The following is a 16133-nucleotide window of genomic DNA, read 5'->3' as shown; positions in this document are numbered from 1 at the left end:
CCGACCGCGACAGACGGCCGACGATGAGGACATGAGCACGAGATCAGCAACCGCGAACCGCACCATGCGCCGGGCTCTGGCCGCGGCGGCCGTCCTCACCCTGCCGGTGACGACGGCGGCCACGGCGTCCGCCGCCCCGTCCGCGTCCGTCTCGAACCCACCGGTGGACCGCCCGGACGACCTCTCCCGCCAGGTCCTGGAGTCCGCTCAGGCCGCCGGGGCGCGCACCCTGCAACGCGGACCGGGACAGGACACGCGCCGTGACCTCGACGCCGCCGTCGACGGTCTCGTCCAAGACGGCGCGGTCGGTGTGACCGCCCGAGTCGAGACTCCCGGACAGGAATGGCGCGGTGCGGCCGGCTCGCGGGAACTCGACCACGCGCCCCCGGCCCACCCGCAGGACCGGTTCCGCATCGGCTCGATCACCAAACCGATGGTCGCCACGCTCGTCATGCAGGAGGTCGAACGCGGGAGCCTGAGCCTCGCCACTCCGGTCGCGGACATCCTGCCCGGCCTGTTGCCGGACGCCGTGGGTGGCGAGGTGACGGTCGAGCAGTTGCTCAGCCATCGCTCCGGCGCTCCGGAGTTCCTCACGCCGGCCACGCTTGCCCGCATGGACGACCCGGAGTCGGTCGAGGAGTTCTTCGACGTCCTCGGCGAGGAGTACGACGACGCCGGCCTGGTCGCCGCCGGCGCCAGCCTGCCGTGGATGTTCGAGCCGGGGACCGACTTCAGCTACTCCAACACGGGCTACATCGTGCTCGGCATGATGCTCGAGGAACTCACCGGCCGCAGTGTCTCCGACCTGCTCGAGGAGCGGGTGTTCGCGCCCGCCGGCATGCGGCACACCGACATGCCGGACGAACCGGGCACGAAAGGGCCGTTCCTCGTCGGAGCGGGCTACGCGGGCGAGGAGTACGGCGGTTGGTACAACCTCGACCACCAGGACCCGAGCCTGTTCTCCTCGGCCGGTGCCGTGACCAGCACGACGCGCGACCTGGACGCCTTCCTCGAGGCGCTGCTGGCCGGTGATCTGGTCGCTCCCGAGCTCGTCGACCAGATGCTCGTGCCGCTCAGCACGGCGGAGATGCAGTACGGACTCGGCGTGTACCGCGTCCCGGACCCGTGCGCACCGGGCGAGTACCTCTACGGCCACGACGGCGCCACCTACGGCACCGTCAGCGTGGCGTTGAGTTCCCGCGACGGGGAGCGACAGCTCGAACTGGGCATCAACGGCCGCAACGTATCCGACGACCCCGCGGCGCTGTACGACATCAACGAGGTGCTGGTCCCGATGATGCAGGCGACCTGCTGAGCGCCGATGACGGTCCCGCGCAGGGGGCGGGGGCCGGCACCGGCAGGGTCACCCGACCGTCCGTAGCGCCCCCGGCCGGCGGCCCACCAACGCGTCCAACGCGGCGGCGGTGGCGTCGTCGGCCGGGAGATGGACCACGAGGCGCTGGTCGCCGGCCAGGTCCAGGGTCTCGAACTCCAGGCGCAACGCGCCGGCGTCGGGGTGGGTCACTCGGAGCGTCCCGGTCCGCGTGGGCAGCCGGGTCACCGCGTGCCACCGCTGGGTGAACGGCGCTCCGACGGCTACGGTCAGCTCGTCGGCGACATCCCGTGACTCGGCACACGTGGTGGTCCGCAGCGCGGCGACCTGATCGTCGGCGACGGCGCCCCAGTCCGGGAAGAGGTCGCGTGCGGCGGCCTCGAAGACGAACCGCACCAGATTGGGGCGGGCGGCATCGAGCAGGCCGGTCGGCCGCGCCAGACGCTCGAATCCGGTGGTGTAGGCCAAGACGTCGCCGATCGCGTTGGTGAGGTAGGCCGGTCGCGGCTCGAGTTGCGCGAGCAGGGTGCGCACGGACGGGCGGATCTCCGCACTCGGCTCGGTCGCTGCCGGGCAGAGCAGCGCCGCACCGGTTGACTCCTTGGCGAGCATGAGTAGCCGTAACCGCTCGTCCGCCGAGAGCCGGAGGGCATCGGCCAACGCCGCCAGAACCTGGGCGGACGGGTTGGTGTCGCGGCCTTGCTCGAGGCGGGTCAGGTACTCGGCGCTGACGCCGGCCAGCGTGGCCAGTTCGGCGCGGCGCAGGCCAGGCGCGCGTCGACGCGGGCCGTGCGGCAGGCCGACCTCCTGCGGGGAGACAGCCTCGCGGCGCCCGCGCAGGAACGTGCCGAGCTCGGTGGTCACCTGCCGAGTCTACGAAGGTCGGCGGCGTCCGGTGGCTCGGAGGGTGTCCCTCGCGGGGCCAGTCTTCGCAGGGGCTGTCGACCGGAGGCCGCGGCGGGCACAGTCGAGGCCATGCACACGACGTACACACCGACCCATCCGTTCGGCCGTCAAGCCTTCGGCGCCATGAGGCTGCACGAGGCGGACACGGACTCCGAACGCGATCCCGCGTGCGTCATCGGCGCGGCGCTCGATGCCGGCGTCCACATGATCGACACCGCCGACGCCTACGGGAACGAGGCCGTGGTCGGCGCCGCGATCGCCGGCCGGCGCGAGGAGGTGCTCCTCGCCAGCAAGTTCGGCCTGGTCTGGCGTGAGGAGGTCGGCGGTCCGTACGACGTGCGCGCCGACCCGGACTACGTCCAGCAGGCTATGGAGGCGAGCCTGGGCCGCCTCGGCGTCGAGCACTTGGACCTGTACTACCTGCACGCTCGTTCCGACGAGGTCCCGATCGAGGAGACCGTCGGCGCCATGGCGGAGCTGGTGGACCAAGGCACCGTCGGCCGGCTCGGCCTGTCGAACGTCAACGCCTCGGACCTGCGCCGCGCCGCCGCCGTCCATCGGATTGACGCGGTCCAGGAGCAGTGGTCGCTTGTCCACCGACCCGACACCGACCTGCTGGACGCCGCCCGCGAGGTCGGGGCCGTCGTCGTCGCCCATTCCCCGACGGGACACGGGCTGCTACACGACGGTGGGACTTCGCCGGCACTACGAGCGGAGCTCGACGCGATCGCACGCGAGCAGGGCGCGACGCGCGGTCAGATCGCGCTCGCCTGGGTGCACCACCGCTCCGCCGTCCACAGCCTCGACGTCGTACCGCTGCCCGGGACCACGTGCGCCGGCCACGTGCGGGAGAACGTCGCCGCCGCCGAGCTCACGCTCACCGCGGACCAGCTCGCCCGGCTGGACCAGGTGGCGGAGGCCCCGTCCTAGACCGCCACGACCGCCACGACCATGAACTCAGGAGGAACGATGTCCACGTCCACGTCCACGTCCATGTCCACGTCCATGTCCACCTTCACCGCCCGCGAGCTCGGCTACCTGAGACGGGGAGTGGCCGAGGCCCAGCTCGCGCGGCTCGCCACCGTCGGCCGGGACGGTCGCCCACACGTGACCCCGCTCGGATTCACCTACGACCCCGAATCCGATGCGATCCTCATCGGTGGCCACGCCGGAACGCACATGGCGGGCAGCAAGAAGTTCCGCGACGCACGGGCCAACCCGGAGGTGGCGCTCGTCGTCGACGACGTTGCGACGACCGATCCCTGGCGGCCACGCGGACTCGAGATCCGCGGCCGCGCCGAGACGTTCACCGAGGGCGGCGAGGAGGTCGGCGCCCGGCTCGAACCGGACTTCCCGTGGGACCCGGCGTGGATCCGGATCCGACCGCGCCGCATCCTGTCGTGGGGGATCGACACGGACTCGTTCGAGCTGGCCGCGCGGGACGTCGAGCCCGCCTGACCGCCGTCGACCGCTACAGTTCCTACGCCGCGCGCCCGGAGGAACGGGCGCGTGCGGTGGGAACTGCAGCGGTCGGTGACACGGGTCAGTCGCGGAAGGTCTCGATCTGGGCCCCGAGCTGGATGAGTCGCTCCTGCAACTGCTCGTAGCCACGGGCGATGATGTCCACCCCGCGCAGCACGGACGTGCCCTTGGCGGCGAGCATCGCCAGCAGAATGACGACGGCGGGACGCAGCGCCGGTGGGCAGCTCACCTCCGCGCCGGACCAGCGCGTCGGTCCGGTGACGTCGAGGCGGTGCGGGTCCAGGAGGCGGACATCGGCACCGAGTCGGGTGAGGTCAGTGAGGTGGATGGCCCGGCCCTCGTAGACCCAGTCGTGGATGAGGGTCTTACCCTCCGCACATGCCGCGATGACGGCGAAGAACGGCAGGTTGTCGATGTTCAGGCCGGGGAACGGCATCGGGTGGATCTTGTCGATCGGTGCCTTGAGGTCGCTCGGGTGGACGGTGACGTCCACCAGCCGGGTCCGACCGTTGGCCGCGGGGTACTCGGGGGAGAGGGTGTAGCGCAGCCCCATCTCGGCGAGGGTGGCGAGCTCGATCTCCATGAACTCGATCGGCACCCGTGCGACGGTGATCTCCGAGTGCGTGACGATGCCCGCGGTGAGCAGGCTCATCGCCTCCACCGGGTCTTCGGCGACGGCGTACTCCACGTCCGCGTCGATGTCGGCCAGGCCGTGGACCCGCAAGGTCGTGGTCCCGATGCCCTCGACCCGCACGCCGAGCAGTTCCAGGTAGAAGCAGAGGTCCTGGACCATGTAGTTGGGGCTGGCGTTGCGGATCGTGGTCACGCCGGGGTGCCGGGCGGCGGCCATGAGGGCGTTCTCGGTCACCGTGTCGCCGCGCTCGGTGAGCACCACCGAGATCTCGTCCGGCCGGTTCGGATCGACCGTGGCGTGGTAGTGGCCGCCGGTGGTGACCACGTCGAGGCCGAACGGACGTAGGGCGATCATGTGCGGCTCGACGGTGCGGGTCCCCAGGTCACACCCGCCGGCGTAGGGCAGTTCGAACTTCTGCTCGCGGCCGAGCAGCGGGCCGAGGAACATGATGATCGAGCGTGTGCGGCGCGCCGCATCCTCGTCGATGCCGGCGAGGTCGAGGGTGGCCGGCGGCACGATCTCGAGGTCCTTGCCGTCCGCCGACCACGTGGCGCGCACGCCGATGGAGCGCAGCACGTCGACAATCCGGTCGACCTCGACGATCCGGGCGACGCCACGCAGCACGGTGCGGCCGCGGTTGAGGAGCGAGGCACACAGCAGTGCGACGGCACCGTTCTTGGACGACTTGACGGTGATCGTTCCGGAGAGCTGCTGGCCACCGGTCACGCGCAGGTGCGCGGGACGAGGGGTTCCAAAGGAGAGCAGATCCGCCTCGAGGGCCTGGTTGATCCGGGAGAGGAGCTCGACGGACAGGTTCTGGCTGCCCTGCTCGATGCGCGCGATGGCGCTCTGGCTCGTGCCCAGGCGCTCGGCGAGCTGGCTCTGGGTGATGCCGTTGTGCTGGCGCGCGCCGCGGATCAGCGAGCCGATCTCGGCGAGCGGGGTTTGCGTGTCGATCACGGTCATACCCACGACGATATCTCAGATCTGAGATATGCCAAGCGCTGGATGTGTGTCCTGGCGCACATCGTTCCGTCCGCCATGCGCGCTGTGAGATGCATCGCGAGATCCTGGCGTCCTTCAGCGTGGCACGCCGCACGTGGTCGCGCGACTCGGATCCGACGTCGCGCCTCTGCCCGGCACCCACGCACCGTCACCATCCGTTCACGCGACCTCGTTAGCTTCGGCTCATGCTCGAGGACGTCCGCGAATACATCGACCGGCTCCAGATCGACGGACACCGGGTCGGCGAGGATCACGACGACGATCCGGTCCTCATCGACGCGGCCGGTCGGGCCGTGGACACCTGGCGGGAGAACTACCCCTACGACGAGCGCATGCCACGCGCCGAGTACGACGAGACCAAATACCTGCTGCAGGTGGAACTACTCAAGCTGCAGAACTGGATCACCGAGTCCGGCGAACGGCACGTGATGATCTTCGAGGGCCGGGACGCCGCCGGAAAGGGCGGGACCATCAAACGGTTCATGGAGCACCTGAACCCGCGCTACGCCCGCACCGTGGCGCTGAGCAAGCCCAGTGACCGCGAGCAGAACCAGTGGTACTTCCAGCGTTACGTCGAACACCTGCCGACCGCCGGGGAGATAGTCCTGTTCGACCGGTCCTGGTACAACCGCGCCGGCGTCGAACGGGTCATGGGGTTCTGCACCCCTGACCAGTACGAGCGATTCATGGTCCAGGCGCCGCTGTTCGAGCAGATGCTCGCCGAGTCCGGGATCTCGGTGACGAAATTCTGGTTCTCCGTCACCCAGGCCGAGCAGCGCACCCGATTCATCATCCGCCAGGTCGACCCCGTGCGGCAGTGGAAGCTCTCGCCGATGGATCTGGAGTCCTTGGACAAGTGGGACGACTACACCGCCGCCAAGGAGGAGATGTTCCGGCGCACGGACACCGACTGGGCGCCGTGGATCACCGTGAAGTCCAACGACAAGAAGCGTGCCCGGATCAACGCGATGCGCTACTTCCTGTCCCGGTTCGAGTACGAGGGCAAAGACCACGAGGTGGTGGGGCAGCCGGATCCGAACATCGTCCGGCGGGGGATCGACGCCGTCGGGGACTGAGGGAAGGTCATGACCTGGCGCCGCGTAACGACAAAGCCCGAGCACGTACGGCCCGGGCTGTTGATGTCGAAGAGAGTCGGTGTCCGAGGGGGGACTTGAACCCCCACGCCCTATAACGGGCACTAGCACCTCAAGCTAGCGCGTCTGCCAATTCCGCCACCCGGACAAGTGGTTCCTCGCCCGGCCGGACCAGGCCCGACCTGGCTGAGCAACGCGAAAGAATGTAGCACGCGCGAGCGGCGCCGTTCGACCGTCACGCGGGCGCCGCACGCCGTTCGTGAGCGACCCCACAAGGCCGGTGTAGCGGTCGGGCACGGTCGGCGGCGGCTTGCCTACCTGGCCCGTGCCCCAGCTCGTCTCTCGACGGCGGCGGGACGCATTACGGTCGGAGGTCATGGAGCCCTACGAGCTGTCGTCCGGTGACCTCCTGCTCTCCGCGCCCACCGAGGACGACGTCGACCGCATCACCGAGATCTGCCAGGACCCGGACATTCAACGGTGGACCACGATCCCGAGCCCGTACCGCCGCGAGGACGCGGTCGGGTTCGTCGAGAACGTCGTCCGCGACGGCTGGCAGAGCGGCTCGCCCACGTGGGCGGTCCGCGTCACGGACGACGGCGTCACGCGCCTGGTCGGCATGATCGGCATCTCCGACGTCGCCCACGGCAAGGGCGAGCTCGGCTACTGGCTGGCCCCCGAGGCACGCGGTTCGGGCGTGATGAGCCGCGCGGTCGGGCTGGTGCTCGACGACGCCTTCGGCGACCTCGGTCTCGACCTGCTCGAGTGGAAGGCGGGCGTGGGGAACTGGGCGTCCTGGCGCGTGGCGTGGCGGCACGGCTTCCGGAAGGAGGGCACGGTGCGCGGGCTCGTCGCGAGCCGCGGCACCTGGCAGGACGGGTGGATCGGCACGATCCGCCGAGACGACCCGCGCGAGCCTGCCGCCCCGTGGGACGGACCGGCAGACCCGGTCACCGCGACCGCGACCGCCGCACCGTCGCCGCGTGACCCGGAGGCGTTGGTGCGCCAGTTCCACGAGACCTACGCCCTCCCGGTGGTCACCGACGCCCCGGAGGTCGACCGCGACCGGATCCACATGCGTATGGCACTCGTCGCCGAGGAACTCGCCGAGCTCGTCGAGGCGGTCTACGGCGAGCAGGCGGGCGCCGAGATGTCCGCAGCCTTCACCCGTGCCGTCGCCGCTGATGACGGCACCCGCGACACCGTCGAGGCGGCCGACGCACTCGGCGACCTTGTCTATGTCGTCTACGGCATGGCCCTGGAGTGCGGCATCCCGCTGGCCGATGTCCTCGCCGAGATCCAGGCCTCCAACCTGTCCAAGTTCGGCGACGACGGCAAGCCGATCTATCGCGAGGACGGCAAGGTCCTCAAGGGCCCCGGCTACTTCCCGCCGGACATCACGCAGGTGCTCGCGAGCCATGGGTACCGAGCCCGCGCCTGACCCTGCGAGGATGAGAGCTTTCTCACATTCCGCTCATCCGGGGTTCATGGACGGGCTCGAGACTTCTCCCGTCATGCTCGATCCCTCTCAAGCACCGGGAGCACCGCCCATGTCCAGAATCCCCGCCCTGCTCGCCACGCTCGCCGTGGCGGCCGGCCTCGCTGTCACAGTCTCGGCGCCAGCCTATGCCGATGATCGCCGATGCACCGGCACCATTCGCACCGCCTCCATCGATGGAGACATCTACGTTCCCCGCGGCGCCACCTGCACCCTCGTCGGTACGAGGGTGGACGGCAACGTGAAGGTCTACGCCAACGCCACGCTGGTCGCGCGCGGCATCAAGGTTGACGGCAACATCCAGGCCGACAACCACAAGCGCGTGCGGATCCTGCCTCGCACGCTCGCCGACGGCCGGCTCAGCAGGACTACGGTCGGTGGCAACATCCAGTTCAAGCAGGGCGGTGGCGGCGAGGTCCGCCGCACCCGTACCGACGGCGACATCCAGCTGTTCACCAACAACGACGGCGGCAAGTTCGCCGTCTACGGCAACCGCGTCGGCGGCAACCTGCAGTGCAAGTCCAATACGCCGCGCCCGGTCGGTGCCAACAACGTCGTCCAGGGCAACAAGGAGGGCCAGTGCCGCGGGTTCTGACCCCGTGACCCGCGTGCCCCGTCGAGCACACCCGGCTCGGCGGGGCTCGCACCCGGGGTCGGCGACGTCCGCAGCGCCGTCCGCCCAGGGCATTGCACAATGGCGCGCATGCCTGAGACCACGCCCACCACGGGCACGGGTTCGACCGAGCTCGATCCCGCGAACCCGTTCGCGCAGCCGTGGGACCTGCCCTACGGTCTGCCCGACTTCGCCGCCGTACGCACCGAGCACCTCCGCCCGGCCATCGCCGCCGGGCTCGCCGCCCAGCGGGCGGAATGGGAGGCGGTGGCCACCGACCCGGATCTGCCCGACGTCGCCAACACGCTCGAAGCCCTCGAACGTTCGGGCCAGTTGCTCCGCCGCGTGCTCGCCGTCTTCCACACGCTCGCCTCGTCGGTCGGCACGGACGAGATCCACGAGATCGAGAGCGAGATCGCCCCGCAGCTCGCGGCCCACCAGGACGCTTTGTGGCTCGATCACCGGATCTTCGCCCGCATCGAGTCGCTGGCCAACGCCGAGGCACTCGTCGACCTCGATCCGGAGACGAGTTGGCTGCTCGCCGAGTACCGCAAGAACTTCCTCCGCGCCGGCATCCGACTCGGACCGGAGGAGACCGAACGACTCAAGGAACTCAACGCCCGCCTCGTGACGCTCGAGACGGAGTTCGGCCAGCGCGTGGTCAAGGCGATGGAGGCCGGAGCCGTTCCGGTCGACGATGGTGACCGGCTGGCCCCGCTCGACGAGAACACCGTGGCCGGACTGGCCCGCAACGCTGCGGAGAACAACGCTGACGCGGCACACCTCATCCCGCTGCGACTGCCCACCCAGCAGCCGCTGCTCGCCCGCCTCGAGGACCGCGAACTGCGCCGCCAGCTTCTCGAGGCCTCCGAACGGCGGGGGAGCGGCGTCGACGAGGCGTCGGACACCCGGGCCATCCTGCTCGAGACGGCGCGGCTGCGCGCCGAGCGGGCCCGGCTGCTCGGATATGACACGCACGCCGCCTACGTCGCCGAGGACGCCACGGCCAAGACCGTCACCGCCATCAACGAGATGCTCGGCCGGCTCGCCGCACCTGCCGTTCGCAACGCCCGGCAGGAAGCCGTAGAGCTGCAGGACATGCTGGTGCGCGACGGCGCAGGGGCGGAGCTTCGCGCCGCGGACTGGGCCTTCTACGCCGAGAAGCTCCGCAAGGAGCGCTACGACGTCGACGACGCGGTCCTCCAGCCGTACCTCGAGCTCAACCAGGTCCTCACCGACGGTGTCTTCTACGCCGCCCACGAGCTCTACGGCATCACCCTCCACGAACGCGCCGACCTCGCGGGCTACGCCGACGGGGTGCGCGTGTGGGAGGTCACGGAGGAGGACGGCACCGGTCTCGGGCTTTTCCTCGGCGACTTCTACGCCCGCGCCGGCAAGCGAGGCGGGGCGTGGATGCATCACCTCGCGGACCAGTCCCACCTGCTCGGGCAACGCCCCGTGGTGGTCAACAACCTCAACATCACCCGGCCGCCCGACGGCGAGCCCACCCTGCTCACCTGGGACGAGGTCCGCACGTGCTTCCACGAGTTCGGCCACGCGCTGCACGGACTCTTCTCGGACGTGCACTACCCGAGCCTGTCCGGTACGTCCGTCCCGCGCGACTTCGTGGAGTACCCGTCCCAGGTCAACGAGATGTGGATGGCCAACCCCGCCGTCGTCGAACGGTTCGCTCGCCACCACGTCACCGGTGAACCCATGCCCGCCGAGCTGCTGCGCCAGGTCCTCGCGGCCGCCGAGTACGGCGAGGGCTTCGCCACCACGGAGTACCTCGGTGCGGCGCTGCTCGACCAGGCCTGGCACCAGCTCGCCCCGGAGGACGTGCCCACGGAGCCGGAGGAGGTCGCTGCTTTCGAGCGGAGCGCCCTGGAGGCGGCCGGCGTCGCGTTCGACCTGGTGCCGCCGCGGTACCGCTCCAGTTACTTCAACCACACGTTCGGCGGCGGCTACGACGCCGGCTACTACTCCTACATCTGGTCCGAGGTGCTCGACGCGGACACTGTCGAGTGGTTCACGACGGAAGGGGACATCGCCGGTGACGGTGGTCTGAACCGGATGGCGGGGACCGCGTTCCGTGCCAAGCTGCTCTCTCGCGGCAATGCGCAGGACCCGCTCCAGTCCTTCCGTGACCTTCGCGGACGCGACGCCCGGATCGAGCCGTTGCTCACCCGCCGGGGCCTTAAGGACTGACGGCCCGCCGCCGTCCGGCACAGCCGAGCTGCGCACCGCGGCGGGTCGGTACCCTGCCCGACATGACGTCTCCGCCTGCCGCGATCCGGCCCGAGGACGAGGTCGTCGACCTCTGTCGCGACCTCATCCGTATCGACACCTCGAACTACGGTGACAACTCGGGCCCGGGCGAGCGGGACGCGGCCGAGTACGTCATGGCACGGCTGACCGAGGTCGGCTTCGCCCCGGAGCTCATCGAGAGCGTGCCCCGCCGCTCCAGCGTCGTGCTGCGCATCCCCGGTACCGAGCCCACGCGTCCCGCGCTGGTGCTGCACGGGCACACCGACGTCGTCCCCGCGAACGCCGCCGACTGGTCCGTCGATCCCTTCGCGGCCGAGGAGCGCGACGGGCTCATGTGGGGGCGTGGCGCCGTCGACATGAAGGACATGGACGCGATGATCCTCGCCGTCGTGCGGGACATGGGCCGGACCGGCTGGCGCCCGCCCCGGGACCTCATCGTCGCCATGTTCGCCGACGAGGAGAACGGCGGCAGGCTGGGTGCCCAGTGGCTGGTCCGCAACCGGCCCGACCTCTTCGAGGGCGCCAGTGAGGCGATCAGCGAGGTGGGTGGCTACTCGGTCGACATCGACGGTCGGCGAACCTACCTGCTGCAGACGGCCGAGAAGGGCCTCGCCTGGCTCCGGCTCGTCGCCGACGGCACCGCCGGCCACGGTTCCCAGGTCAACACGGACAACGCCGTCACCGCTCTCGCCGGTGCCGTGCACCGCATCGGGGAGCATGCCTGGCCCCTCCGGCTGACCAAGACCGTGACCCAGCTCCTCGACGGCGTGGCGGAGCTGACCGGCACCAGCTACGACCCCGAGGACATCTCCACGATCGAGTCGCTGGTCGACGCGCTCGGACCGGCGAAGAAGTTCGTGGGTGCGACGCTGCGCACGGGCGCCAACCCCACGCAGCTCGAGGCCGGATACAAGGCCAACGTCATCCCCGGTCAGGCGACCGGCGCTCTCGACGTCCGCCTTATCCCGGGGGACGAGCACGAGGTCATGGAGACGCTGCGCCGCCTCGCCGGTCCGGACGTACGCATCGAGGACATCCACCGGGACACCGGCCTGGAGGTGCCCTTCTCCGGCACACTGGTCGACGCCATGGTCGCGGCCATCGACGCCGAGGACCCCGGCGCCCGCGTGCTGCCCTACATGCTCTCCGGTGGCACCGACAACAAGTCGCTGCACCGCCTCGGCATCGCCGGCTACGGCTTCGCCCCGCTCCGGCTCCCGCCGGACCTGGACTTCGCCGGGATGTTCCACGGTGTGGACGAACGCGTTCCGGTCGACGCGCTCCGGTTCGGCGTGCGAGTCCTGGAACGGCTCGTGCGAACCTGTTGAGTCCTCAGAGCGTGGCTTCGACTCGCATCGCCTTCCGGCGCAGCCACACCTTCCGGGTCCCGCCCACGTACAGCCTGGTCCGTGCGAGCTCCCACCGGCCGTACTCGGCCTCGTCGGTGAGGAGCTGGCGCACGTCACCCCGGCTGACGTTCTTGGGGAGCGTGACGGTGCGGTACTCGTAGTAGGCGGCCGATGCGCGGCGGCCGCGCTTGGTGGCGGTCCGTTGGTTCTGACCCGGCATCCCCTTATGCTCCCCCTCGTCGTGAGACTGACCCAAATCGACGGCGTCCACGCAGGTCAGGGCCGGGCTGTGCGGCCGGGGCGGGGACGCTACCCTCGTCCCATGGCAAACGACCCGCGGGCCGCGCTCGACCGACTCATCGCTGCGTTCGAAGCACACTACGACGCGGTCGTCGCTGCGCGTGACAGCGACGCACCGGGCGTCATCTCCGCGGCGAACACCCTCATGGACGCGTTCGACACCTACGACGACGCGTTGTTCACCTCGCACGGAGTCGACACGCCCTTCGACATCTACACCGACGATGAGGATGACGACGAGGACGACGAGGAGTTCGACTACGACGACGAGCGGTAGCTCTTCGCAGCCACACGCGTCGTCGCGGCCGGGCGGGACGGCCCAGGCTCAGATCTGCTCGGGATAGCCGATCGCCGGAGCGGTGACCTCGTCGAGAACGTCGCGGATCGGGCGCGGGAGCTCGAGGTCCGTGGCCGTGAGCACACCGTGGAGCTGGCCGGCATTGCGGGCACCGACGATCGCCGAGGCCACGCCCGGTCGGTCCCGTACCCATGCCAGCGCCACCTCGACCGGTGCCCGCTCCAGGCCGTTGGCCGCCGTCGTGACAGCTTCGACCACGCCGTGCGCACGGTCGTTGAGGTACGGCTCGACGAACCCGCGCAGGTGCGGCGACGCCGCCCGCGAGCTCGCCGGAATGGTCGAACGGTACTTCCCGGTCAGCACACCACGACCGAGCGGCGACCAGGCCAGCACGCCGACGCCGAGGGCCGCCGCGGCCGGGATCACCTCGCGTTCGACGCCCCGTTGGAGGAGTGAGTACTCCATCTCCACGGCGGCCAGGCCGGGGGCAGCCCCGAGCAGCGTGGCCGCCTGCGCCGTGGTCCACGCCGGATGATTCGCCAGGCCCACGTAGCGGGTGCGGCCACTGCGGACGGCCTCGGACAGGGCGGCGACCGTCTCCTGCACCGGCGTCGCCGGGTCCGGCCGCTCGACGAGGAACAGGTCGAGATGGTCGGTGCCCAGCCGGTCCAGCGTCCCGTCCAGGTCGTCCAGCAACCGGCGCCGCGAGGCATCGGGTGCCCCGTCGCGCACGCCCGCTTTGGATGCCAGCACGAGGTCGCGCCGGTCCACCACGGTGCCCATGAGGTGGCCGAGCAACGCCTCCGCCGCCCCGTCCCCGTAGCGGGCAGCGGTGTCGACCAGCGAGCCACCGGCGTCGAGAAAGGTCTCGAGCTGTTCGCCCGCGTCGTGCTCGTCGGTGTCCCGTCCCCAGGTCATGGTGCCCAGCCCGATGCTGGAGACCTGGAGCCCGGTGCGGCCCACCCTGCGCTGCTGCATGGTCTCAACCTACTGGTGGCGGCCGTGCCGTCGTCCCGCGTCCGACCGCGGTGGCATACGACACCTCGGTCGTCTGCGCCCTGGGACGGATGGCTGTCCCAGCTTCGTCGCTTATCGTGGCGACCCGTGACGTGGTGGGAAGCAATCATCCTCGGCCTGGTGCAGGGCCTGACAGAGTTCCTCCCGATCTCCTCGAGCGCGCACATCCGCATCGTCGGAGAGCTCCTGCCGGGCGGGAGCGACCCCGGCGCGGCGTTCACCGCGATCACCCAGATCGGCACCGAGACCGCCGTCGTCCTCTACTTCCGCAAGGACATCGTCCGGATCGTCGCCCGCTGGTTCCAGTCCCTGCCCGTGGGCCCGTGGAAGCGGCAGGTGCCGACCAGTGACCCGGACGCGCGCATGGGCTGGTTCGTCATCGTCGGGTCCGTGCCGATCGTCGTCGCGGGCCTGCTGTTCGAGGACGCCATCGACCACGGCCTGCGCAACCTGTGGATCACCGCGGCCATGCTACTGATCTTCGCGGTGTTCCTCGGCCTTGCCGACATCTACGGACGTCGCACACTGACCCTCGACCGGCTGACATGGAAGCACGCGATTCTCTACGGCTTCGCTCAGATGCTCGCCCTCGTGCCGGGCGTCTCACGTTCCGGCGGGACCATCACCGCCGGTCTGCTCATGGGCTACTCGCGCGAGGCAGCCGCCCGCTACGCCTTCCTGCTGGCCATCCCGGCCGTCATGGGCTCGGGGTTCTACAAGCTGTTCTCCGACGTCATCGTCGGCGAGCCCGCCGAGGGCGCGCCGGATGTGCCGGGCGCGTACATCGCGATCGCCACCGTGCTCGCTTTCGTTGTCGGGTACAGCATGACGGCGTGGCTGCTGCGCTACATCTCCACCCACAGCTACGCACCGTTCGTCATCTACCGCATCGTGCTCGCCGTCGCGGTGGCGGTGCTGCTGCTCACCGGCACCGTGCCCGCCGAGCCGTCCGGACCGGTCGGCGTCACCCCCTGACCCCCGCGCCGGGCCACGCGCCGGTCCGCGACGCCGACGCGGACGCGTGTGTGGCGTCCGCCGGTCCGGCGGTTAGAGTCGGCCCGTGCGTTCCTGGCCTGCTCCCGACGTCCCGCAGCTGCCCGGCACCGGCGGCGTCGTCCACCTCTTCGACACTGCTACCGAGAGCCTGCTGGCGACCCGCACGGACGGACCGGCCCACCTCTACGTCTGCGGCATCACCCCGTACGACGCGACGCACCTCGGGCACGCCAACACCTACCTCGCCTACGACCTGCTGGTGCGTGCCTGGCGCGACGCCGGACGCGAGGTCCGCTACGTCCAGAACGTCACCGACATCGACGACCCGTTGCTCGAACGGGCCTGCGCGACGGGCACCGACTGGGAGCGGATCGCCGCGGATCAGATCGACCTTTTCCGCAGCGACATGGAGACCCTCCGGGTACTGCCGCCGACCACCTACGTCGGGGTCGTGGAGTCGGTCGGGCCGATCGCCGCCGCCGTGGAGCACATGCTCGACCAGGGCAGCGCCTACCGGGTCGCACTGCCGGAGGGCGCCGGCGGGGCCGCCCCAGACCTGGGCGACGTCTACGCCGACGTCAGCGCCGACCCCCTGTTCGGAACCGCCGCCCGGTTGGAGACCGGCGAGATGGAACGACTCTTCGCCGAGAACGGAGGCGATCCGGACCGCGAGGGCAAACGTCAGCCCTTGGACCCGCTGCTGTGGCGGCGCAGCCGGGACGGAGAACCCGACTGGGACGGCGGCGGTCTCGGCCACGGCCGGCCAGGCTGGCACCTGGAGTGTGCGTGCTTCGCGCACGCCTACCTCGACGGCGACGTGGAGGTTCAGGGCGGAGGACGTGACCTCGTCTTCCCGCACCACGAGATGAGCGAGTCGCATCTGCGCATGCTCACGGACACCGCCACACCCGTGCTGGTGCACAACCACGCCGGCCTCGTCGCCTACGACGGCGAGAAGATGAGCAAGTCGCGCGGGAACCTCGTGTTCGTCTCACGGCTCGTGGCCGACGGCACCGACGCCATGGCGGTGCGGCTCCTGCTCCTCGCGCACCACTACCGCACGGACTGGGAGTACCGCGACACGGACGTCACGGCCGCAACGCAGCGGCTCGAGCGTTGGCGCCAGGCCGTCTGCCTGCCCTCCGGGCCGGCGGCCGAGCCGGTCCTCGACCGTGTCCGGCAGGCCCTGGCCGACGACCTCGACGCACCGGCGGCGCTGGCCGCCGTCGACGCGTGGGTCGATGCCGCGTCGGCGGACCAGGGATCCGGTGTCGACGGGGCGCCCGAGCTGGTTCGCCGGACGGTGGACGCCCTGCTCGGCGTCGCGCTCTGAGTTCTCG

At 70.4% G+C, this 16133-nt stretch carries 15 protein-coding genes and 1 tRNA gene; 11 read left to right on the top strand and 5 right to left on the bottom strand.

Translation table 11 applies throughout. The annotated features are described in order from the left end of the window. The first annotated feature begins 31 nt into the window (after nt 1-31). Nucleotides 32-1315, top strand: coding sequence for a serine hydrolase domain-containing protein (locus ACFSE6_RS09560; protein WP_388005647.1), 1284 nt, complete (start codon nt 32-34; stop codon nt 1313-1315). A 48-nt stretch (nt 1316-1363) separates the two neighbouring features. Here ACFSE6_RS09560 and ACFSE6_RS09555 read toward each other — a convergent pair whose 3' ends face one another. Beyond that, nucleotides 1364-2197, bottom strand: a complete 834-nt coding sequence (locus ACFSE6_RS09555) for a helix-turn-helix domain-containing protein (RefSeq protein WP_388005644.1) — start codon at nt 2195-2197, stop codon at nt 1364-1366. 111 nt (nt 2198-2308) lie between these two features. Here ACFSE6_RS09555 and ACFSE6_RS09550 point away from each other — a divergent pair, with 111 nt between their 5' ends. Both ACFSE6_RS09550 and ACFSE6_RS09545 read left to right on the top strand, forming a co-directional pair. Next, the gene (locus ACFSE6_RS09550; protein ID WP_388005641.1) at nt 2309-3169 is read left to right on the top strand and encodes an aldo/keto reductase; all 861 of its coding nucleotides are present in this window, start codon (nt 2309-2311) and stop codon (nt 3167-3169) included. A 39-nt stretch (nt 3170-3208) separates the two neighbouring features. Next, the gene (locus ACFSE6_RS09545; protein WP_388005638.1) at nt 3209-3697 is read left to right on the top strand and encodes a PPOX class F420-dependent oxidoreductase; all 489 of its coding nucleotides are present in this window, start codon (nt 3209-3211) and stop codon (nt 3695-3697) included. A gap of 85 nt (nt 3698-3782) precedes the next feature. On the opposite strand, the gene ACFSE6_RS09540 is transcribed toward ACFSE6_RS09545, so the two are convergent. Then, the gene (locus ACFSE6_RS09540) at nt 3783-5321 is read right to left on the bottom strand and encodes a UDP-N-acetylglucosamine 1-carboxyvinyltransferase (RefSeq protein WP_388005635.1); all 1539 of its coding nucleotides are present in this window, start codon (nt 5319-5321) and stop codon (nt 3783-3785) included. A gap of 224 nt (nt 5322-5545) precedes the next feature. Here ACFSE6_RS09540 and ppk2 point away from each other — a divergent pair, with 224 nt between their 5' ends. Further along, nucleotides 5546-6436 (top strand): polyphosphate kinase 2, encoded by an 891-nt coding sequence (gene ppk2, locus ACFSE6_RS09535; RefSeq protein WP_388005632.1) that lies wholly within the window; start codon nt 5546-5548, stop codon nt 6434-6436. 80 nt (nt 6437-6516) lie between these two features. On the opposite strand, the gene ACFSE6_RS09530 is transcribed toward ppk2, so the two are convergent. Beyond that, nucleotides 6517-6602 (bottom strand) — tRNA-Leu (locus ACFSE6_RS09530). 228 nt (nt 6603-6830) lie between these two features. Here ACFSE6_RS09530 and ACFSE6_RS09525 point away from each other — a divergent pair. The 4 genes from ACFSE6_RS09525 (at nt 6831) to ACFSE6_RS09510 (ending at nt 12161) form a co-directional block, all read left to right on the top strand. Next, nucleotides 6831-7895: a GNAT family N-acetyltransferase gene (locus ACFSE6_RS09525; protein WP_388005629.1), complete on the top strand. Its 1065-nt coding sequence runs from the start codon at nt 6831-6833 to the stop codon at nt 7893-7895. 46 nt (nt 7896-7941) lie between these two features. Next, entirely contained in the window at nt 7942-8547 is a 606-nt protein-coding gene (locus ACFSE6_RS09520; RefSeq protein WP_388005626.1) for a hypothetical protein, read from the top strand. Nucleotides 8548-8655: 108 nt separating this feature from the next. Next, nucleotides 8656-10773, top strand: a complete 2118-nt coding sequence (locus tag ACFSE6_RS09515; RefSeq protein WP_388005623.1) for a M3 family metallopeptidase — start codon at nt 8656-8658, stop codon at nt 10771-10773. A 62-nt stretch (nt 10774-10835) separates the two neighbouring features. Continuing rightward, nucleotides 10836-12161 carry a M20/M25/M40 family metallo-hydrolase gene (locus ACFSE6_RS09510; protein WP_388005620.1) on the top strand — a complete coding sequence of 442 codons (1326 nt, stop codon included), beginning with the start codon at nt 10836-10838 and terminating at the stop codon, nt 12159-12161. Nucleotides 12162-12165: 4 nt separating this feature from the next. Here ACFSE6_RS09510 and ACFSE6_RS09505 read toward each other — a convergent pair whose 3' ends face one another. Continuing rightward, complete coding sequence (locus ACFSE6_RS09505) at nt 12166-12402, bottom strand: DUF5703 family protein (RefSeq protein ID WP_388005617.1); 237 nt, start codon at nt 12400-12402, stop codon at nt 12166-12168. A 102-nt stretch (nt 12403-12504) separates the two neighbouring features. Between ACFSE6_RS09505 and ACFSE6_RS09500 the strand changes: the two genes are divergently transcribed. Beyond that, nucleotides 12505-12759 (top strand): DNA primase, encoded by a 255-nt coding sequence (locus tag ACFSE6_RS09500; protein ID WP_388005614.1) that lies wholly within the window; start codon nt 12505-12507, stop codon nt 12757-12759. 48 nt (nt 12760-12807) lie between these two features. On the opposite strand, the gene ACFSE6_RS09495 is transcribed toward ACFSE6_RS09500, so the two are convergent. Then, nucleotides 12808-13758: an aldo/keto reductase gene (locus ACFSE6_RS09495; protein ID WP_388005611.1), complete on the bottom strand. Its 951-nt coding sequence runs from the start codon at nt 13756-13758 to the stop codon at nt 12808-12810. Between the two features lie 126 nt (nt 13759-13884). Between ACFSE6_RS09495 and ACFSE6_RS09490 the strand changes: the two genes are divergently transcribed. Further along, nucleotides 13885-14772, top strand: coding sequence for an undecaprenyl-diphosphate phosphatase (locus ACFSE6_RS09490; RefSeq protein ID WP_388005608.1), 888 nt, complete (start codon nt 13885-13887; stop codon nt 14770-14772). A gap of 85 nt (nt 14773-14857) precedes the next feature. Next, nucleotides 14858-16126: a cysteine--1-D-myo-inosityl 2-amino-2-deoxy-alpha-D-glucopyranoside ligase gene (gene mshC / locus ACFSE6_RS09485; RefSeq protein ID WP_388005605.1), complete on the top strand. Its 1269-nt coding sequence runs from the start codon at nt 14858-14860 to the stop codon at nt 16124-16126. The last annotated feature ends 7 nt before the right edge of the window (nt 16127-16133 follow it).

Source organism: Georgenia deserti, from assembly GCF_042680605.1.
Classification (GTDB): Bacteria; Actinomycetota; Actinomycetes; order Actinomycetales; family Actinomycetaceae; genus Allobogoriella; species Allobogoriella deserti.
Note: the sequence above shows the minus strand (reverse complement) of the source record. Positions and strands in the feature narration are given on the sequence as shown.